The sequence below is a fragment of the Ralstonia sp. A12 genome, from assembly GCF_000801955.1.
Classification (GTDB): domain Bacteria; phylum Pseudomonadota; class Gammaproteobacteria; order Burkholderiales; family Burkholderiaceae; genus Ralstonia.
Genome location: NZ_JSZO01000032.1, coordinates 1 through 19,816, shown reverse-complemented (window position 1 = coordinate 19,816; position 19,816 = coordinate 1). Strand labels below are relative to the sequence as shown.

General features: G+C 61.7%; 19 protein-coding genes and 3 pseudogenes. 13 read left to right on the top strand and 9 right to left on the bottom strand.

Annotation, left to right across the window (positions count from 1 at the left end; translation table 11 throughout):
- Positions 1-276: 276 nt before the first annotated feature.
- Positions 277-3,756: a hypothetical protein gene (locus tag PI87_RS24085; RefSeq protein ID WP_052321727.1), complete on the top strand. Its 3,480-nt coding sequence runs from the start codon at positions 277-279 to the stop codon at positions 3,754-3,756.
- Positions 3,757-4,034: 278 nt separating this feature from the next.
- Complete coding sequence (locus PI87_RS24080) at positions 4,035-4,772, top strand: response regulator transcription factor (protein ID WP_039600258.1); 738 nt, start codon at positions 4,035-4,037, stop codon at positions 4,770-4,772.
- A 140-nt stretch (positions 4,773-4,912) separates the two neighbouring features.
- On the opposite strand, the gene PI87_RS24075 is transcribed toward PI87_RS24080, so the two are convergent.
- The 3 genes from PI87_RS24075 to PI87_RS24065 form a co-directional block, all read right to left on the bottom strand.
- Positions 4,913-5,452, bottom strand: coding sequence for a helix-turn-helix transcriptional regulator (locus tag PI87_RS24075; RefSeq protein ID WP_039600257.1), 540 nt, complete (start codon positions 5,450-5,452; stop codon positions 4,913-4,915).
- 141 nt (positions 5,453-5,593) lie between these two features.
- On the bottom strand, positions 5,594-6,541 hold the full coding sequence (locus tag PI87_RS24070) for a DUF4880 domain-containing protein (protein ID WP_039600256.1): 948 nt from the start codon (positions 6,539-6,541) through the stop codon (positions 5,594-5,596).
- Positions 6,538-7,047, bottom strand: coding sequence for a sigma-70 family RNA polymerase sigma factor (locus PI87_RS24065; RefSeq protein ID WP_039600255.1), 510 nt, complete (start codon positions 7,045-7,047; stop codon positions 6,538-6,540). The genes PI87_RS24070 and PI87_RS24065 overlap by 4 nt, the downstream gene beginning before the upstream one ends.
- 250 nt (positions 7,048-7,297) lie before the next feature.
- Between PI87_RS24065 and PI87_RS24060 the strand changes: the two genes are divergently transcribed.
- The 5 genes from PI87_RS24060 (at position 7,298) to PI87_RS29240 (ending at position 9,330) form a co-directional block, all read left to right on the top strand.
- Positions 7,298-7,672: a hypothetical protein gene (locus PI87_RS24060; protein WP_039600254.1), complete on the top strand. Its 375-nt coding sequence runs from the start codon at positions 7,298-7,300 to the stop codon at positions 7,670-7,672.
- Between the two features lie 245 nt (positions 7,673-7,917).
- Positions 7,918-8,061, top strand: coding sequence for a hypothetical protein (locus tag PI87_RS29245; RefSeq protein WP_157003224.1), 144 nt, complete (start codon positions 7,918-7,920; stop codon positions 8,059-8,061).
- Complete coding sequence (locus PI87_RS24055) at positions 8,045-8,272, top strand: hypothetical protein (RefSeq protein ID WP_157003223.1); 228 nt, start codon at positions 8,045-8,047, stop codon at positions 8,270-8,272. Before PI87_RS29245 ends, PI87_RS24055 begins: the two co-directional genes overlap by 17 nt.
- A 149-nt stretch (positions 8,273-8,421) precedes the next feature.
- Positions 8,422-8,766 carry a hypothetical protein gene (locus PI87_RS24050; RefSeq protein WP_157003222.1) on the top strand — a complete coding sequence of 115 codons (345 nt, stop codon included), beginning with the start codon at positions 8,422-8,424 and terminating at the stop codon, positions 8,764-8,766.
- Positions 8,767-9,330: a hypothetical protein gene (locus tag PI87_RS29240; RefSeq protein ID WP_157003221.1), complete on the top strand. Its 564-nt coding sequence runs from the start codon at positions 8,767-8,769 to the stop codon at positions 9,328-9,330. It abuts the gene before it with no gap.
- A 223-nt stretch (positions 9,331-9,553) separates the two neighbouring features.
- Here PI87_RS29240 and PI87_RS24040 read toward each other — a convergent pair whose 3' ends face one another.
- Entirely contained in the window at positions 9,554-11,158 is a 1,605-nt protein-coding gene (locus PI87_RS24040) for a leucine-rich repeat domain-containing protein (protein ID WP_157003220.1), read from the bottom strand.
- A 541-nt stretch (positions 11,159-11,699) separates the two neighbouring features.
- Here PI87_RS24040 and PI87_RS24035 point away from each other — a divergent pair.
- The 6 genes from PI87_RS24035 (at position 11,700) to PI87_RS24020 (ending at position 17,171) form a co-directional block, all read left to right on the top strand.
- On the top strand, positions 11,700-12,467 hold the full coding sequence (locus PI87_RS24035; protein WP_232314081.1) for a lytic transglycosylase domain-containing protein: 768 nt from the start codon (positions 11,700-11,702) through the stop codon (positions 12,465-12,467).
- 187 nt (positions 12,468-12,654) lie between these two features.
- Entirely contained in the window at positions 12,655-12,963 is a 309-nt protein-coding gene (locus PI87_RS24030) for a transposase (protein ID WP_269746667.1), read from the top strand.
- 649 nt (positions 12,964-13,612) lie between these two features.
- On the top strand, positions 13,613-14,125 hold the full coding sequence (locus PI87_RS28795) for a pectate lyase (protein WP_198139620.1): 513 nt from the start codon (positions 13,613-13,615) through the stop codon (positions 14,123-14,125).
- A gap of 4 nt (positions 14,126-14,129) precedes the next feature.
- Positions 14,130-14,204, top strand: coding sequence for a hypothetical protein (locus PI87_RS29960; RefSeq protein WP_442965519.1), 75 nt, complete (start codon positions 14,130-14,132; stop codon positions 14,202-14,204).
- Positions 14,205-14,254: 50 nt separating this feature from the next.
- A complete protein-coding gene (locus tag PI87_RS29490; RefSeq protein ID WP_198139619.1) occupies positions 14,255-14,596 on the top strand; it encodes a hypothetical protein in 342 nt (113 codons plus the stop codon).
- Between the two features lie 226 nt (positions 14,597-14,822).
- Positions 14,823-17,171 (top strand): ankyrin repeat domain-containing protein, encoded by a 2,349-nt coding sequence (locus PI87_RS24020; protein ID WP_039600249.1) that lies wholly within the window; start codon positions 14,823-14,825, stop codon positions 17,169-17,171.
- A gap of 34 nt (positions 17,172-17,205) precedes the next feature.
- Here PI87_RS24020 and PI87_RS29735 read toward each other — a convergent pair.
- From PI87_RS29735 to PI87_RS29485, 5 genes and pseudogenes are all read right to left on the bottom strand, one after another.
- Positions 17,206-17,304 (bottom strand): annotated as a pseudogene (locus PI87_RS29735) (IS5/IS1182 family transposase); the annotation flags it as partial.
- A 76-nt stretch (positions 17,305-17,380) separates the two neighbouring features.
- On the bottom strand, positions 17,381-18,220 hold the full coding sequence (asd, locus tag PI87_RS24015) for an archaetidylserine decarboxylase (RefSeq protein WP_039600248.1): 840 nt from the start codon (positions 18,218-18,220) through the stop codon (positions 17,381-17,383).
- A gap of 125 nt (positions 18,221-18,345) precedes the next feature.
- A complete protein-coding gene (locus tag PI87_RS29225; protein WP_157003219.1) occupies positions 18,346-18,699 on the bottom strand; it encodes a hypothetical protein in 354 nt (117 codons plus the stop codon).
- A gap of 314 nt (positions 18,700-19,013) precedes the next feature.
- Positions 19,014-19,599: pseudogene (locus PI87_RS24005) on the bottom strand (M20/M25/M40 family metallo-hydrolase); the annotation flags it as partial.
- Positions 19,547-19,816: pseudogene (locus tag PI87_RS29485) on the bottom strand (hypothetical protein); the annotation flags it as partial. The pseudogenes PI87_RS24005 and PI87_RS29485, both read right to left, overlap by 53 nt.

Below are 19,816 nucleotides of genomic sequence, written 5' to 3'. Positions count from 1 at the left end.
CAGCCCATGCCACGGCCATCTTCGTCGCCTCTCAGCTCGCCTGCCTCACACACAGAGTACGAGCCACTGCACGACTTCGCTTCATGCGCGCCATCTCCAGTTTCCGGCGGAGGAAGTGGAGTTACCGAGCCGCGCAAGAAGGGGTGGCTCAGCAATCTGAAAACGCGGATCCACACCAAACTGCCCAGGAGTGACGAAACCGAACTGGCCACGCTGCTGAGTGATCACAAGCGTTCGGGCTCCTCGCTGAACACCGTCAACGATTACAAACCGCCCATGCGCGGCACGTTGACCGTCACGCCGCAGTCCACCCCGCAACCATCTGCGCATGGTGCATCCCCAGCGGCCCCGCCGAATGTGCAGGAGGCAAACGACACCCGCCGCGCAGCGCGTTCGCAGCGCAAGACGGCCACAATGATGCTGCGTGCAGAACAAGGTGCACAGCGGCTGCGCGCGCGCGGTAACGCGCCCGCCCCGCAGGCGCCGACTGCGCACGCTGTGGTGGTCGTCCCCACCAGTGCCGAAGATTTTCGCCGGGCCGTTGGGCAACTATTCCCCGCAGCCGGCAACGCCGCAGACCGCGAAGCGCTGATCGCAAGGCTCGCCCCGCTTGGCGCGCTGCCCGAAGACACGTCAGTCACAACCGGCCGCTACATTCGCCCCATCCTTGCCGCACAGGCGCTGGCTGCCGGTAGCGCGGGTAGCGCCGCGGATGCACTGCGTGTGCTCCGGCATATCGAGCAAACGGTGCGTTTTGACTCCGCCAGTTTTCACCCAGCAAGCTCAGAGGCCCACAGCCCAAGTTCGACGCGCTCAACCAATTCGTCAACGTTCGGCCTCGGACACATGTTTGACGAGGGCAGCGCGCCGGCATCGTCGCGACACTCCAACGCATCAGACCTTAGGCTCAGCCACCTCTTCCAAGATTCCGAAGTCTCGCCACGCGGCTCCGGGGGCAGCCTAAACCGGCATATTGAGCAGGGCAGCCCTCAGGCGCTGTCACGGACATCCAGCCTTTCGGTGCAGTACGGATCGGAAGCGGCATCGGTCAGCTCAACGCTGGCACCAACGATACAGCCGCTCAAGCAGCCGCTCAAGCAGCCGCTACAGCAACCACTGAGCGAAGCGTGCGCCATTGCCGCGGCGTGGCGCACGGCGCAGTTGCTCTCGCGCACGCACCATGGCTTTGAAACGCTGAGCAACCTGATGCATGAACCGCCCACGCCCGAGCTGGTACAGACAGCGCGCACCTTTCTGCAAGCGGCAGACCATTTGCATCCGAACACAACGACGGCATCCGACCCAGCGGCGCTGTTGCACGCGCACGCGCCAAGCGGCGACCCACGTGCCGAATCATTCGCCGTGACCGTACTGCACGCCGCCGCTTGCAGGTTGCGCGGCGAAGCCGTGAGTCCGCCGCAGGTGGGCGCACTGTTCGCATGGCGACAGGGGTTTCGTGAAGATGGGCCGGGCTCCGATCTCGCCAATACCAAGGCACGTCTGGCCAAGTTCGTGGGGCGCAGCATCCCGCGTGTGGAGAAGCAGGGTACGCGCAGCCATTTCTGGCAGATGATCGGAAAGAAAAAGTCGCCGCTGTCTGCCGCCGCGCTGGGCGTGCACGGGGCTGACCGGGCAGGCCTGGTCAAGGAGATGGATACCTATACGGGCGCCCTGCGTACGTTGATTGATACACTGGCCACCGCTGGCGATGCTGCCACGACGCCGCGCATTGCGCACCCTGGAGACCTCTGGCGCACCGCGATCCTTCGGCACTGGCAAGCGCTGGCGGCAGACAACGCGCCGCTGAGTGCCTACGCGCTCACGCCGGAAATACTGCGTGCGCTGCAGCGGCAGGTGGGTGCATCGGTCGACCGCCTGCAGCATGAAATGTCTGCGCCCACCGCTATTGCCCGCACAGCGGGAAGCAGCCCCGCTCACCAGGAATTCGCCCAACTGGTGACTCAGGCCGGGCTGACCGACGACGCACAAAGCGAGGTCTGGGCGCAAGGCCGGTTGCGCAACCTCGCCATGCCACAGGTCATCAGTGCACAGGCGCGTTTTGCCCAGCTCGTCAACCATGCCGGGTTAGTGGGAGAGCCGCCCGCCTATCTTGTTGGGCTGCAGCCGTCGGCCTCGCTATTGCGCTACTGGGGTGGCTATGCCGAGGAGGCTGCCTCATCTCCGGCGTTCGGCACCGCATTGGAAGCAGCAGGCAAGCTTGAGCACCACAACGATCTCAAGCTGCAGACGCCCACCATTGAAGGCGCGCGCCAAACCATTGAAACGCTGATCAAGTCCATGGAGTCAAGCAACAAGGTGCGGCTGGCCAACGGCGGCTGGATAGGCCTCAGCACCTCGGGTGTGTCCACGGGCTTGTCGCATGTCGGTAAGGCGTTGCCGGTGCCGGTCTCGGTGCAGCTTGATGCCAACATTGGCACGAGCCGCCATGCCGTGGTCGAAATTGGCCGCAGCACGCACGGGCGCGACCTTTTTCTTGGCACTGACCGCGCCGTGCGCGGCTCGCTGGGCGTCGGCGCGTCCGTAGGCTACGACATCAAAAGCAAGCACTTGGGGCACCGGTTGCGCCTGGCGCTATTTGGTCTCAAGTTTACGCCGGTGGACATGGAATCCAGCACGCCACGAGGCGTGATGATCCGCACCCCCCGCCCCACCATCCGCCCGATACAGGGTCACGACGATTGGGAAGTCATCAAGTACGACGACAAGCGGGCCGAGCAAACGCAGCTTGCCGTCACCAATCTGCTCTTCGAGCATGCCGCCGCCAGCCGTGACCACCGGCCCGAGCCCGACGCGCTCTGGAACGCCCTGGCACAGTATGGCGACGACAGCACCGGCATTTCCGTCGGCTGGGTCGACCAGACCAAGCGACGCTCGCGCGCGGCGATGGAGGTCAGCACCGGCATTAATGTGCGCGTGACAAGTAAGGCCACGCCGTTTCGTATTGGCCCGTCAGCTCGGCTGCGCGCAGAGAAGACCATCAGCAACACCGCAGCCACGCTGGAAACCGCAGGCACGCTTCGCATCGAGCAGTTCAGTGTAAGCACGAGCCACAAGATCACCGCGCGAGCCGGCGTGGCATTCTCGGTGGGCGACACGTTCAATACAGCATCGCCCAACGACAACGCATCATCCAAGGCGGGCGAACGCGGCAAGATCACGCAGTCGTTCACCGGCGGCATGCCGCTAAGCTACAACTGGAAGCTCGCTGAAGGCGGTCACACCACCAAGGTGAAGATGGTCTACCACAACGGCAAGATTGCCGACCGCGTCTGCTACTTCGATACCGAATACCGTAGCGCGAAGGAATACCTTGCCGTCGTGCGCAGCGAACGTGACGCCTGGGTCCAGATGCTGGCCCACAAGCCTGGTGGCGCGCTGGGCAAGGCCACGCGTGAGTTCGAAGCTTACTGCGAAACCGTTGAGAAGCACGCCCGCCCCAACCAGCGCTATCTGCACCGGCATCGGCTACGTCCGGCGACGGCGCGCCAGATTGAAGGCCACCTCGATCTCGCAGACCTGCACCGGAGCATCGACCCCAACTCCGCCAATGTACAGGCATCCGAGGCGCTGGCGCAGGCGCTGCTGCACGCCCCCGAGTCGCGTCTGCCGGAAAAGCTGGCCATCGTGGAGCAGGTTTCCACGAGCAGTAGCCTGGGCCTAACCATGGCCGTCCAGATGCGCTCGAACAGCGCGGCGGAAGGCACGCGCGAGCTTGCGGCCATCAAATTCGGTTGATCGCAATTCGTCTGGTTGTATGAAAAGTCCCTGGAATCACGATTCCAGGGACTTCTTGCATCCGATTTTCACATGAGAGATACAAAACTAAATCCGCCATCCGCATGACCAAAGCATGCTGCATGGACGGAATAAAAAAATCTCAATCTGATCTGAGAGCAATTTCACTCTTTGTAGGGATGTTTAGCGAAGTTGTGAACGCTATCCTAGGCCCGTGTTTGAAGCCGCCATCTGCGAGACGCGATCGGGTCGCGGTATGACACGCAAGGAGAAGCACTATGAAGTTCGCCATCTTGACATCCAATCCATCCAGCTTTGCCTACGTTGCAAGCTGCATGGCCGCCCAAAGCACGGAATGCGTGCGCTTTGACGATGCGCTGTCGCTGCTGCGCGCGCGGCGTACGGAAACGTTTGAACTGCTCATGATCGATGCACAGCAGTTCCGCACCGCCGGCCAGCTCGTCCTGTCTTGGCGCGAGTGTAATGCCGACATGTGCTGGCCCACGCTCGTATTTGGGCAGTTTGCTGATCGCGAAGACATGGCACAGGCTTTCAACGCCGGGGTGGACGACGTGCTTACCGGCCACTTCACCGCCGAAGAACTGCGGGCCCGCGTACAACGCGCGTTGCGCCGCGTCAAGCCACTGCGCCAGAACGCGGGGATCCCCGTCGTGGTGGGACCGTATCAGCTTTGCCGCCTGACCCGTACGGCAACGGTGAACAACATCCCCATCCGCATGACGGCGCGTGAATTTGCCACGGCGTGGCTGCTCTTTTCTGCGCCAGGCACCTTCCTGTCGCGCCAGCAGATTGCCTCCGCCGTATGGGGCGCGGACGCGAGCATCGTAGAACGCTCGATGGAGCAGCATATCTATAAGTTGCGCAAAAAGCTCCAGTTCGGGCCGGAGACCGGTGTTGACCTCAAGACCGTCTATGCGCGAGGCTACCAACTGACTGTTCAGACAGCAGGCAACGAGCCCACCGTCTCCGCGCCGAGCACCGTCCTGACCGCGTGAGTGGCTTTTCGTACAAACGTTTGTGCGCCGCAAAGACAGATACATCTGCAGCGGACGGATTTTGCTCGGTTGCAATCATCCCAAGGCAGGAAATATTCAGCACCGGCTTAAAAAATATTGTCTTGTTAATTGTTTCATTACTAATGACTTCCGCGCGCACGGATTTCACCTACACAATGCTGATACAGCGCAGCCAATTCCGTCCGATTGCGCGCCTGTAAGCGCATCAAAATTTCGCGGACATGCGATTTGACGGTCTCCACGCCGATATGCAGCGTCTGCGCGATGTCCGCATTCGATTTGCCCGAAGCCGCCTCGTGCAGGATGTCGCGCTGACGCGGCGTCAACACTGACAGCGCAGTGCTCTTGCGCGACGCGGCCGCCAGCGCCTGCCGCCGCGCCTCCAAAATGCGCCCAAGCATGACGTGCGCTTGCTCCAGTGTCATCGGCTGGGGTGGCGGCAATGCACCCACAGCCTCGACCAGTTCGCTGAGGTCGAGCAGGATCACGCCGGCAGAAGCAATCGACGTCATCGAGGCGTGCCGTACATTCATCGTAAGAGGCGCTCCCCGTGAAGAGTGCCAACGTGGCGCCGTATCGGGCAACGTGGAGAGATACCGGCTTTCGGCTGTGGTGTCGACCGCTTCTGGCTGCATGTCGTTCTGGACCTGGGCGTTCATGTCGTCCTTCGCTCTGGTAGAGGCTTTGCAACTTGCAGATAGGCGCGCGCGAACCCGTTCGCGATGACGCCCTATCTTGTTTGTGCAACCAACTAAGAAGAACGGAACTCGAATCGCAAAAAATGGGATTGCGAGAACGCCTCATACCGAGCCGATGCGCACCCACACGCCCGCCAACTCGCGCACCCGGATGGGCAGCGTTTCGGCCAGCACCTGCAGGGCACGGCGTACGTCAAGCGGGAAGCGGCCGGTCACGCGCAGGGCTGCAACGTCGGACTGCAGCTCGATCACGCCGCGGTGGTAGGGGCGCAGTGCATTGATCACATCGGCAAGCGGCTGGCGCTCGACTTCCACTATGCCGCGCGTCCAGGCGCCAACGGAATGGGCCATCAAGGCGAGCGGTTCGATACCGATGGGCCCCACGCGCCGCACCTCGCCTGCCTTGGCAAGCGAAACGGCGCCGGCAGGCGTGGACAACGCTGCAGAGCCTTCGAGCACGGCGACAGTCATCAACCCTTCCGGCTCCAGCGTCGCGCAGACTATGCCGCCGATACATTTCGCCGCCCCTGCGGACGACCACAGGTGAAACTGCGCCGAAGGCGAAGCCGCCGCCAACACGCTACCGCAGCGCAAGCGCACGTCATAGCCTTGCGCGAGCGGTCGGGCATCCACCGCGCTGCGGGCATTCAGACGCAATTGGAATCCGCCGGCGAGCGTGAAATCGCGGCGCTCCATGGTGGCCGTACGCATATCGGCCCCCAGGTCGGATAGTGGTGTCTGCAGATCGACCAAAGCTGCAACGCCCACGCCCACACCGCCAAAGATGAGCGCACGGCGCACGTGTCGCATTGGCGAAGGCGGGGACTCAAGCAGGCGTCTGGCAGCGTGGCGATGCTCGGTCGAGACGGGCGGCAAGGATACCGAGCCCAGCCCGCCCTGAAGCCGCCGCATAGCGGCCGCATGAGCGGGGTCAGCCTCTTGCCAGGCGGCAAAGCGCTGTCGGTCTGCATCCGACGCCAGGCCAGAACGCAGCAATACCAGCCACTGGATGGCCTGCTCGGCAATCCGGTCATCCAGGGGCTGCTTCACGATGCGTCGGCCAGATAGCACAGGCGTATGGCCTGGGTCATGTACTTCTGCACCATGCGCACCGACACCCCCAAGCGGGTGGCGATCTCAGGGTAGGTCAGCCCATCGAGTTGGCTATAGAGGAACGCGCTACGCGCCTTGACAGAGAGCCCATCAAGCACGCTGTCAATGGTGATCAACGTCTCGAGCATCAAGGCCCGCTCTTCGGGTGACGGCAGTGTCGCCTGCGGTTGCGTGGCGGCCCAGGCCAGATAGGCCTGTTCGAGGTCACGACGCCGCCACACCTCGTATAGCAAGCGCCGCGCGATGGTAGTGAGTAGCGCGCGCGGCTCGCGAGTGTCCTGCCAGTCGGGCTTCTGCAGCAGTTGCGCAAACGCTTCTGATGCAATGTCCTCGGCGCCAAAGCAGCAGCCTGTCTTGTGCCTCATGCGGCTGTTCAGCCAAGCGTAGTGCTGTTGGAACCAGTCAGATGCCAGTTCGGTGGCTGGCTGGCAAGCTTGCGTCATGGCCCCCCTCCGCGAGAGTCAGTGCGGGCCGTCCATGGGCAAACGGCGCTTCCTCAGGCCGGAGCGAGAAAAGTCCCCACCGGCGTGGGAGCATTTTACCCATAGCGGATATTTCAGATGGACGTTTTTTCGGTTTACACCGCGGCATTTCGGCGCCCCTGCAACATCGTCGTGCCCACGGTGGCATCGTTCTCCAGCGCGCCCCGGTTGCTGCACCTCATTGCATTAACGGCCACCACGCCGCCGCTCCATGCCCTCCAACGACTCCGACCCCACGCCCCTGTTTGACGACGACTCTGACCCGACGCACGCGCTGCGCATCGGCACCCGGCGCGTCTGGCTGGCCTACGACGGCTATACCGAGCCTGATACGCTCATGGTCTACGTCGAACTCGGCACACGCGACGCGTTGGCCGTGGCCCCCACGCTCAACCTGCTGCTCAGCCTGTGTCTGGAGGTGGAAGGCGCGGCGCGCGGCAACGTCGTGCGGCATCCACACACGAGAGAGATGATCTACCGATTTCGCTACACGCTCGATGACGATCCTGAAGCCGCCGGGCTGATCGACGCCATTGCCGCGCTCACCATAGAGCTAGATGACGGCCACGATCCTAGCTCGTACTGAGTCGCCGACAGGCAACTGACGGGCCGACTTCGGCTGTCAACACACGGATTTGGTCCCCGTGTTATGCGCCGACAGAGGCTGGCTACGCTTGCGAGGTTCAATTGCGCTGGGGTGAGGTTGCTTTGCCCCGGCATGCCAACCTCGGGGCCTCCCTCATGATCAAGATATTCTCCAGAACCTCCGGCGCGACGCCGCATGCAGAGACGACACCCAATACAACCAAGTTGTAACCGTCGATACCCGGCGTGCGCAAGACTTCGCAACCGCCTGGCGGCCTGCGTGAGCTTGCCGACAACGTGACAGCGCGCCGGCGGACGAAGAGCGCCGCATCGTTCACCGACCCGCAATTCGTGGTGGACCGGCTCGATTTCGGTGGACAACAACGCTAAACAAATCGCTCTGAGTGCCGAAGCGCGCTTGATTTATGCCGATCACCAGGTCAACCCGAGCCGCACCGGCAAGTTCTGGCGGTTCATGTTTACGGCCCAGGGCGGCGCGCCCGTGACCGGCATACTGCTCAACAAGGCCAATGAGGCCGCTATCGAAAAATACGCGCCCAACCTGCAGCTGCAGGACGAGAATTTGACCTGCATGAGTTGATCTGCCAGACGCAGGAGCTACTGCTCAACAGCACCGACGACACCAGCATCGTCGTCAAGATGCGCTAGGCACCGGACGTGCAGAACGCGCCGATGGGTTTGCAATACGCCCTCGTGCTGCGCAACAAGAACGGCGGGATGAGCTTGTCCATGACAGTTCCCACGCCGTATGGCGCGTTCACACCGGCCGTGTCACGCACCGACGGCACGCAGAGCTACGCCGGCGAGGTGATGGGCTCGGACACGAGCTATCTCATCATGCAGCACCCGTTCCTAGCCAAGATCGTGAATGCCGAAGCCAACCGCGAAGACGCGGCGCTGCGGCAAGCCTTCGATGCAGATCCTGTACAGCGTGACCGCAATCTAGCCAACCCAAACCCGATGGGCAACGACGTGGTGGAAAAGTACGCCGCAGCCGCCGCAGAATACCGCCTGCCCGTAATCAAGAACGAGTTCGTGCTACCACGCGGCGGCACCTTTCCCGCCTGTGGCTAGGTGTCGACTCAAGTAGCTGCACATGCGCCAGCGCTCGACCGCCAAGGGCGAAGACGCGTTCAAGCTGACCGAACCACTGTCTGGCGAAATCAACGTCAGCCATCTCGATCTGGTCGCCTTGCGCACACGCCTGCAAGGCATTGTCACGATCGAGGAGCACACCGACCATCTGTCAACTCGAGCGAAGGTCGTCCGCTGCTGGACACGTGCTCGAAGATCATCAGCAACACGCACGCCATCAACTCGGCCGCGCTGTTCCACACCGATGAGCTCAACACCGGCATCCAGACGCTACTGCGCGCCCCGAAGGGGCTGCAACGCGAGAACACCCGCACCAAGGCCGCGCTCCGGAACAAGCCGCAACCGACCGACGCCGTCGGCCAGTTGCGCGCGCGTCTGCAGCCGGCTAAGACGTCAATCAAGCAGGCCAACCTGACGGAGCTGCAGCAGCTCGGCAACCTGAACAACCCGCCGATCGGCCAAAAGGCACAGCGGAAAATCGAACGCCACAAGGCGCTGCTGGGTGACGCCTTCCCGGTCGACGACGGCCACGCGCAATCTTAGGCCTCCGCCCAGCCGCCAGCCCACATGTTCCGTAGACTGGCGCTTTTTGCTCTCCGCAGGCTGGCGAGCCAACTTTGAAACCACCGGGAACAACAAGGCCGGCATCAGCCGGCCCTGAGTGAGACACGATTCACTCGGCACCTTAGCTCGCGCGTAACCAGGCCCGCGCCATCGCTGCGTCCCTGAGCGCACCCTCCTCATCCGCCCCGACATAGCGCGCGACCTAGCCTTGCAGCGGTGCCCAGTGTGCAAACTGATGAATAGCATCGTCGATGGGGCTGCCGCCGGTTCCATGCTCCAGTAGCGCCGCAAACGCCTCCGTGCGCAGCATTCGGACAGCCTCGTCCTCGGGCAATGCGCGTTCGCGCAGCCGCTCGTTTATCAACAAGGTCATGAGCGCACTGAGCGGAAGGCCGTCATCGTCCAGGTTGCCCAGCGCGTAGAGCTCGTACGCGCGCTGGAAGACATGGCTGCGCAGCACGGTCGAATCGCAAAGCCCATCGACGAGGAGACTCAGGCGGCGGCTGTCGCGATGTGCACGCACCGCATCAAACGCAATCGCGCTGATGTAGCGTTCGATCCAGATACGCAGGGCATCGCTTCCATACTCGGCGTCATACGGCCGCAGGCGGGCGCGCCAGCTCGTGCGCAGTGGAGTCCAATCGGGCGAGGTGCTGGAGGCAACTGCGGCGGGTTGGGCCGCAGCCGCTCGCAGCGCGGCCAGGCGGGAAAACAAGTGCGCCGGCACATCGATACGACACGTCAACGACAGATCGCGCAACGTATCGGGCAGATCGGCCAACGCGTTACAGCCACGCAAGTCGAGATGCGTCAACCGTTTCAGGCTGCCCACCGATGGCGGCAACGCGCGCAGCGATGCGCAATCCCGCAAGCGCAGCGTGCGCAGCGCGGCGCAGTTGCCGATGCTCTCCGGCAAGGCAGCCAGCGCCGACATACCGGAGCCGTCCAAATAACGCAGCCGATGCAAGCGCCCAAGCGACGTGGGCAGCGCGGCCATGGCTCGGTTGTCGCGCAGGTCCAGCCGCTCCAGCATAGCGAGGTTGCAGAGCGTATCCGGCAGTTCGGCCAGCACGGGGTTGCCGCACAGATTCAGTTGACGCAATTGGGCGAGCTGCCCCAGGCTGATCGGCAGTTGCAACAGATGCCGGTTCGACGCTAATGTGAGCGTGTTCAGCCGTTCCAGTGCGCCCAGCTCCCCCGGCACGATGCGCAGATCGGTACCCTGCAGCACCAGGCGCTCAAGCCGCGGCAGTTGCGACAACGATGACGGCAGTGCGCGCAACGGCGAATCCAGCACCACAATCTCTTGCAGCTGCAGCAGCATGCCGATGCGCCCAGGGAGCGCCGTCAAGCGCTGATTCCGTGAGAAATGCAGCACGCTCAGGTTGACCGGCAAACCACCGGAGGCTGGCCACTCGAAGAGATCGCAATCGTGAATGGTCAGGCGTTCGAGGTGTTCGGCCAAACACAGCACGGCCGGCAAGCGCATCACCGGAATACTGTCGAGCACGAGGTGCCGGTTCTTCTGTTGCATAGCCAGCAACATGCGTGTGCCGGCCAGCGCCAGGCCCTGCGCCATGGGTCGGGTTGCGTCGGCCAGTAGCGGGCCGCTGTAGCGGTTGAGACGGCGCGCCATTTCCTGCTGCCAGCCCGCAACGGCCTCGCACACGGCCAGCCAGCCGGTCGCATCCGTGGACGGCACGGTCACGCGCGATGCATGGCCATGCAGCAGGGACTGCTGAATGCGCTGCGCGTCTCGTGCCGCCACTGCCCGCAGTTGATGTTGTCCACGCGAAGGCATTGGCATCAGTTGGCGGTCGTGAGGTGGCATCGGCGTGTGAGACCGAGTAACGACTGGCGACTGGCGAGTATGGGTGACCCGTACACGCAGCAGCGCACGCCGGAATGCACGCGCCAGCCGTCCCGCAACCGAATTTGGCGCCTCAACCTCGATCAATTCCGCACAAGACTGCCCGACTGGGCCTGAAACCGCGGGGGCACTACCGGAATGTAATTGCATGATTTCGCCCAAAGAAATGAAATGGCAATCGACGGCAGGTAACAAGCCCTCGCCGCCTGTTCGCTCATCGTATGGGGTGCTGCTCCACCGGCGGCAAGCCTGCACGAACCGGTTGCGCCCGTGCCGAACCTCGCACGCCAACGGGAGCAAGAGCGCCGCTTCGCTCCGAGGCTGATGGGTTCGCAGTGCGCTGCGACACCATCTGACGGGCACTCCTATGATCGGCGCATGTTCGTCGCCGGAGATTCGCAATGCCGACCAAAACGCCCCGCGTCGTGGCCGCGCGCGCGTCGCGCCACCACCCACACCACGCAGTAGGTGATGTGCTGTGACACGTATCACACGTAGCAACAACAACGTCAAACTACCGCGCACCGCTGCACCGGCGGGCAACCGCATGCGTGCCCATAGCATGTCTGGCCGGCCTGCTGCCGCCGTGCCTCGCTGGATTCCGCTGGTCATTGCATTGCTAGCGGCCTTGCCATCCAGCGCACTGGCCGACTGCATTGACGATGCCGCCGCCTACCACGGCGTGAACGCGCAAGTACTGCGCGCCATCGGCTACCAAGAATCACACTTGAACTCGCAGGCGCACAACTGGAACCGCAACGGCAGTGAAGACCTGGGCATGTTCCAGATCAACACAATCCACCTGTCGGAACTGGCCCGATACGGAATCGGCCGACAGATGCTGTACGACCCCTGTGTGAGCGCCTATGTGGCAGCGTGGCACCTTGCCCGCAAGGTTCAACTGCATGGCAACAGTTGGTACGCCGTCGGCGCGTATCACTCAGAGTCGCCGGGAGAAAACGGCATCTACGCCCGCGCCGTCGAAGGCATCCTGAACCGCAGGCTCGCGGCGCGCACGCCAACGCCGTCGGCTCAACTTGGTCCGCGAGAAGCCGTGCGGAAACCCTTGCAGGATTCCGCCGAGCCCATGCGCCCAGTCGTGCTGGGGCACGCGCCAAACCGCGCAACCGAAAAGCAAAGGCCCTCAACCAGCATGCCGCAGATGCCAGCGGAAGACCATTGGCTCGACGCCATGCTGGCCAACCTCAATCAGAACGCCAGCGTGCGCGATCGCTTCACACGATAGGCCGACCAGGCATTCACCGCGCGCCCCGGCAATCCTCGAATATTCTCCAGCCCATTAAGAAGCGGCAGGCACGGTCGTGATCTCCGGCATCGCCAAACACAACAGCGAAGTGAAGGCTGCACCCATCGCTCAGCACGACCGGGCGGCTGTCATGGGCCAGATCTAGGCGCCCCCTCAAGAGGGTTCGCTGTATTACACCGATGCCTGGCAGGCCTACGCCGCCTTGAGGCCACGAAGTGGCCGTGTGGGGATTCGCACAGAGAAAGGCAAACCGGTCGGCCCCGACCACATCAACCGCATCGAAGACTTCTGTAGCTACGCCAAGAACTGGCTTTATCCGTACCGTGGCGTGTCCAGTAAATTCTTCCATCTTTATCTGGCTGGAACCCGCTACCGCTCCAACCACCGAGCGCAAGACCTGAAGCCCTTGCCACGCAAGCTTCTGCAGGCGACTCCCACCTTCGAAATCAAGCCCATTTTGGTCCGGTTTGGGTAGGAATTACCTTGTCTTTCAGGTGGCGGAACGTTTGCTGAGCGACGTCGCCCAAACCAGAAGAAGTTTGCGTTGATCTGATCCATGCCATCGGCTTCTTCTTGCCTAGCGAGGTCGGTTTTGTCGATCAGGTCCGTTACCCATGCTCACTTCATGACCGGACAGATGGGGGTACTGTCAAGCTTCGGCAAAGGAGCGACTGCTTCGGATTCAACACACAATGCGTAGCAAATGATGTCGCACAGTGATGACGTAAGGGTGTTGCCGATGGCATGCCCGCTCGTCATCCTGAAGAGGACTCGCTCATGCTTAAGATTTCGTCTTGTGAGCCCCAGGACATGCGCCATGGTGGCTACGACAACAACGGACAACCTACCAGCTCAACCGATATGGTTCAGCAGGAGGCTCGCATCCTGAGACACGAAGGCCGCCCCCACAAATGGCAACAGCGCCTGCAGATCGAGCAGGCGTGGCCGCACCAAGACCATCACAGTCGTCGCGCGGCTCACACATGCTGTGCAGCGTTCGCGCCAGCTAGTACTGGGCACCGACGAGCCGGCGGCAACCAAACTGGCTTCTACACAGGATGCGCAGCGGATGAAGTCGACGCCGTTGACGCCGACGCACCCGTCGGAGGAGGCAAAGACTGGCCGTGCTTCCGCGAAAAAAAAAAGCGTGCGAACCTCGCCTCGGACACGCGAGCATCAGGTATCACGCCGCTATCGAAGAAGGTCATTTCGGTCTCGGATACTCCTTTGAGCAAGCCCACTGCGGGCCAGCAACCGCCCAATCCAACGGGCATCGTCGACGTAGAAAAGCCGATTGTTGTGCACGCAGGCGAGGTCTTCGATGGCAAGGGCCGGTATTCCGCCCCACTTCTGCGTCGGGTGACTGCGGCACCAGCGAGGCGCAGAAGCCAGCGCTCGTCGCGGAGAGCGGTGGCGGGCTCAAGAACGTGCAGTATTCGGTGGCGAAAGGCATCCACTTGATGGGTGATGTCAGACTGGACAACATGGTAAACCGTGATGTGGGCGAAGACGCCATCACCATCGGCGGTAAGGAGAACCGCGAAGCTGACGCCGTGATGGCTGGCTTGAAGGCGCCTGAATTGGGAGCGCGCGACCGACGCGCAGATTTCCAATTCATCGTTTTACAAGGCGCATGACAAGGTGATCCAGACCAATGGCGATGGCAACGTCAAACTCAAGGGGCTGTCGCAGATGACATCGGGAAACTGGTGGTAAGGCGTGGTGGCTACCCGGCCACCACCCACGTTGACATCGACGACTCCACGTTGCTCGCCGTCAAATACGACGCGTTCCGTTTTGATGCGCGTAGCTCGATGTTGAGGATTCGCAATACCAACACAGGCGATTCTCCGCTCGATGCAATGCTAGGAGATACGAAGAACGTCAGCGGTGCCAAGACGGTTCCTGAGTCGGTCGATCTGGCTGGCATTCTGGACCGTCGCGAGACGCCGAACACCTATTGGCACATACTTTGTGCGCTCAAGAAAAAAAAGAATGAAATTGACATCGAGTTTTCTATCTCACATCGCCACGACTCCAGTCGCGCAGCACGGTGCATCGACCGGCCAAACTTCTCAGCAGGAGCCCAGAGTCGACTACCAGCCTGAGCTCCATGGCGATCTCGACGCTTTCGAACACTCCACGCAGGGGCGCCAGTTAAGGCAGCAGTTCCAGACGGGCATTCGGCGACTTGCTACGTTCGCGGATGAAACGCAAAGCGCACGAAGGGCGAGGACCACCCAGAACCTTAAGGTTTTCTCGGAGCGTATTCAGGCTGGCCGTAGTCACTACGGTGATCACATTGGGAACCTATACGGCGAGGGCAAGCGCGCCGTGGACAGCATTGTCGATGACCTCGGGAACACCCGCATTCCTTTAGCGACCCGGCAGATTGCCGTCGACAATTTGGCGGACGGGGTGATGCTCTGTTCGGAGGGTGCAGTCAGCAATCTAGTCGACGAAGCGCGGAAACTGCGGCTTGCCGGCGAGGGACTCCTTGGGCATGTCCGGAAGATCTGGGAAACGATGGTCAACCAGGCGTTACGCGACTTCGCGCGAGAAAATCATCGCGAACATCCGAACTATAGCGGTCTGGAGATTCACTTCGTCAACGGTTACCGCAATGCCATTGCTAGGGATTTTGGCTTGCCGCCAATCCATGATGCTTACATTCCGACGCCGGACATCCAACCCTATTTGCAGGCGGTTAAAGGGTTTGTAGAGCAACGGGCCGGTGCCAATGCGGTGCTTACTGTCCTAGCCGACGAGGCGTTTTCAGAGATCGATGCGCGCTACCGGCCACGTTATGCAGAGCAGAGCGATTCTTCTCGCGCCATTGAACTATCGGAACAGCAGGTTGGGGAGTTGTATGCAGACTTTGAAGCGACGCTGAAGTACGGTCTGGAGATGCGCTTCGGTCCTTTGGACCCTGCCGTGTTGGCGCATGCGCTGCCGCCCGATCCGTCAGTAGTGGGCTTCGATGCGGACGAGGAGCCACCAACCCGATATCGGCTGATCGACGGCCCAGAGGTCCTAATGGATCGCATCGCGCACAACCTGATGAACGCGGGCGTCTTTTCTCAGCAGCAACTCGCCCTAGTGAATGCACGGTACGCGCCGACTTCGAGCACGGCATTCAAGCAACTGACTCCAGGCGCGATCCTCGTGGAGGAGAAGCACGCCTCGGGAGATGTCATTCAGCGGGGCGTCCATGCTGAGGATCTTGCCCACCTGCCCATCCAGGTACCTGTGGCGCCGGCGAGAATCAGGGCCGTGCTGCTGGCTGCGAAGGACGAAGCATCGCTGCGGCGCGTTCCTTTGGAGCGCGTTTGGCAGTTATGTTCGGCTTCAGCTTCGACCAATCCCGGGGCGAGGCCAGAAGAGCTGATCAAGCAACTGACACGCCTTGAAGTGCGCCGCTATCGAGAGGCCAATCCGGCGGTGGATTCTGCACTGTCCAACCGGGTTCTGGATGCTCTTCACGGTCAATCGGCCATCATATGGCAGCGCGCGCTCATACACCTGCTGTCTAACGGCGGAGGGGCTATTGCCAATGAGGTGGCCAATAGATTGGCACCGCGCATGGGACATTTGCCAGACTCGCTGAGGTGGCATGACGGTGCAGGTAGAAATGTGCTGCACCACGCAATTTTGAGTGGCGCCTACGGTATCGCTGAGAACATGCTGGAGTATTACTCGCATATCAACGATGCAGACAAAGACGGGTGCACACCACTGATGATGCTCGCCGAGCGCGGCAATGTCGCGCTGGTGCAGTGGCTGCTCGAACGCAATGGGAGGTGGGACTACAAATCAAACGCGGGAATGACTGCAATGATGTACGCTGCCGCCAACGGACACGTTGAAGCACTGCGCGCACTGCTCGAGAAGGATTCAGAGGTCAACGCCCGGCTGGAACGCAAGATGAGACCGCTGATGCTTGCTGCCGCGAGCGGGCACGTCGAGGTCGTCGAAGAACTGCTCAAGCACGGAGCCGACCCTCATGCACGCAATATCGATGGCAAGCACGCGTTGCATTTTGCGGCTGAAAACGGACAGTCTGGCGTTGCCGAGCTGCTCGCGACCTGCATGCGGCCCCGCGACATCAATGCCGCCACCGTGGATGGCAGCACGGCCGTCATGCTGGCTGCCGACCGAAGTCACGTTGGCGTTATCGCGCTGCTCGGCCCGAAATCGGACCTGCGACTAACCGACAAGGCAGGCCATACCGCATTGATGCGAGCCGCTCTTGGTGGAAAGGCAGAAAGTGTGCAGGCATTGCTCGTCGCGGGTGCTGATGTCAACGGCGTAGGGTCAATGAAAGAGCACCGAACCGCGTTGATCTTGGCGGTCACACGCGGGCACAGCGAGGCCATGACGACCCTGATGGAAGGCCAGGCTGACATCAACCGCAAGGGCAACGCTGGAAGAGCAGCGCTGCACGAGGCGGTGCTACATCGCCAGATCGGTGCCGTGCAATGGCTGCTGCGCAACGGTGCCGATGCGAATCTGCGAGACAAGGAGGGTTACACCCCGCTCGTGCATGCGATAGATATCAATGCCGCCGAGATAGTCGCGTGCTTGATGCAGGCTGATCCCGATACGAAGTCGTTGGAGCGCGCGCGGCGACATGCCACGCGTACCAAACGACCGGAACTGCTTGCACTTCTAAACCGACCGTGACGCACCTGTCGTAGCTACTGCGTAGAGCGTGCCATGCACTTTGGACGACAGGGACAGCTGGAACGAGCACAAGCATGGCAAAGACGACGCAATGCAGGCCGGCGCTTGTTTGAGGCAAACGCTCGTAGTCACGGCGGGTCTTCCATTTCAATTCCTGAAAATCAGGCCGGATTCCCTACTTCTCAGCGGTACTGTTTCCTGGTGTAGGGTCAGTCGACCATCGCCTCGCCCAAGCGTACCATGCGCGCTGGTGCCCAATCTGGATTGAACCGCAGCGGTCCCTGCGGGAACAGCAGCACCACGGTCGAGCCTAGCAGGAAGCGCCCCATCTCCTCGCCTTGCTTCAGGGTGATGTTCTGGTCGCGGTAGTCCCAGTGCCGCACGCTGGAGCCGCGCGGTGGGTTGACCACGCCGTGCCACACTGTTACCACGCTGCCGACGATGGCTGCACCCACCAGCACCAAGGCGAACGCGCCGTGCAGTGAGTCGATGTGGCAAATGACGCGCTCGTTGTTTGCGAACAGCGCGTCAACACCGCGCGCGGTGGCTGGGTTCACCGAATAGAGCTCGCCCGGTACGTAGCTCATCGAGAGCAGGCGGCCGTCACACGGCATGTGGACGCGGTGATAATCGCGCGGGCTGAGGTAGATGGTGGCGAACAGGCCGTCGTCGAACTGACGCGCCAGTTCCTCGTTACCGGCCAGTAAGGCGCTGCTGCTGAAGAGCTTGCCCTTGGCCTGGAAAATCTGGTCGAGTTCAATGCGGCCGAACTGGCTGATCGCGCCGTCCACCGGGCAAATCAATCGCGTTGTCGCCATAGGGCGCACGTCGGGCCGCAACGCACGGGTAAAAAAGTCGTTGAAGGTGGCGTAGGCACCGGGCTCGCTCTGCGCGGCTTCCGCCATGTTGACGTCGTAACGGGCGATGAAGCGACGCACCACCCAATGCGTCAGCATACCGGCGCGCCTGTGCGCCAGAAAGCCGAGCAGGCGGGTGATGAGGAGTTTGGGCAGCAAGTGTTGAAGCTGGACGAATAGGCGCTCGAACAAGGATGGTTTCCCTAGGTTCAGTCAAGCGACAAAGTATGGCCTATTCGTCGCCTTGGATGCAGGCATTTCGTCTGATAGGTTCCAGTTTTGGAGCTCACCTCGTGCCGATAGGTGCCGTTCCTACGTCACGCTGTCGTCCGAACCTTATACCCACCTCTCAATCGTCGGAGCAGCATAGTGTTGTCGACAAGTCGTTGGGTCCTGCCGGCAATCAGGCTGAGTCGATTCTGTTGTGCATGCTGCTGTGCGATCAGAAATTGAACGTAACTGGCTGCCCCAAGCGCGTGCTGACGCTCCGGGGATTCGAGGGAGTCATGCGCCTCAGCATCTGCAGCGGCCAGGGCGAGCGGTGCGTTGGCATCAGGGTCGAGCGCCCGCAATGCATCGACTCCGTTGCAAAAGGCATTGAGCACGACACCCTGATAGTTTGCCGCCGCAGCATCAAGCGCGGTCAGTGACGCTCGCTTTTCGGCGGACAACCTCGGATTGCAAACGGCTGGGTCAATTGGTCCAGTAGGCTCCATACAGCGGGGCCGCTGCCGAATAGCCCTCCCGTGCTCAATGCCTGGGAGCCGAGGCTGGCGCTAAGGTTGAGTGGTGGACATCAGCGCTTGTCCTCAACCCTCAAGTGTGAGGACTCCATCTTTGGTGTGGGCGCCTGCGCTTCCCCTGCTCCCGAAACCTCGGTGTAGCAATGCCTTGCGCTTCCGTAGCCAGTGTGCGACCACCGCATTGATCTTTGCTTTGTAGGCTCCCAGCGCGACGACCGCCCCCAAACAATCGAACAGATAGATCAGTCGAACGAATAGTGCAATCGCGTCAGAACGACGTCGAGAAGAACCTCGGCGCCCATCAGGAGCTGTGCGTCATCCGTGTGTTCACGCGGGTTGTGGCTGATGCCGCCCCGGCTGGGAACAAAGATCATCGCAGAGGGTGCAATACGGGCGATCATTTGGGCATCGTGGCCGGCCCCTGATGTCATTCGCTTGTGGCTATAGCCCAGTCGCTCCGCGGGAGGCCTCAATCTCTGCGGCAAGTTGGCCATCGAACACCACGGGCTCGAAACGCACGAGTCGCTCGGTGTTGATCTTGACTCCCTCGTGGTCTGATATCTCGTTCAAGAAGATGGCAAGCCGATTCTCGGCCGCTTGCAGACGTTGCTCGTCGGGATCGCGCAAGTCGACGGTCAGGGTAGCCTTGCGGGGAATCACGTTGATTACGTTCGGCTCGAAGCGCATGCAGCCCACAGTGGCCAGGGTGGTTCCATCGGAGCCGTTAGCCAGGTCCCGGAGAAACGTCGCGATCGCGGCGGCGGCCCAGCCGGCGTCATGGCGCAGACGGGTTGGCGTCGTGCCCGCATGATTCGCGTTTCCCTGTATGTGTTAGCGCCAGCGCCACTGAAGCAGCAAACACCCACACGCCCGTAATACCGACCTGCACCGGCAGGAAAACGATGCCGGCGCCGATGGCCATACCGATGCACAGGATCACCCAACCCACGTCGTAGCTAGTGAACGGTACGTCCCGCACCGGTCCAGATGAGGTGTTCAACTCCGCGTAAGTACGCAAGCTTGTCTCCTTGTTGATGGGCGCAAA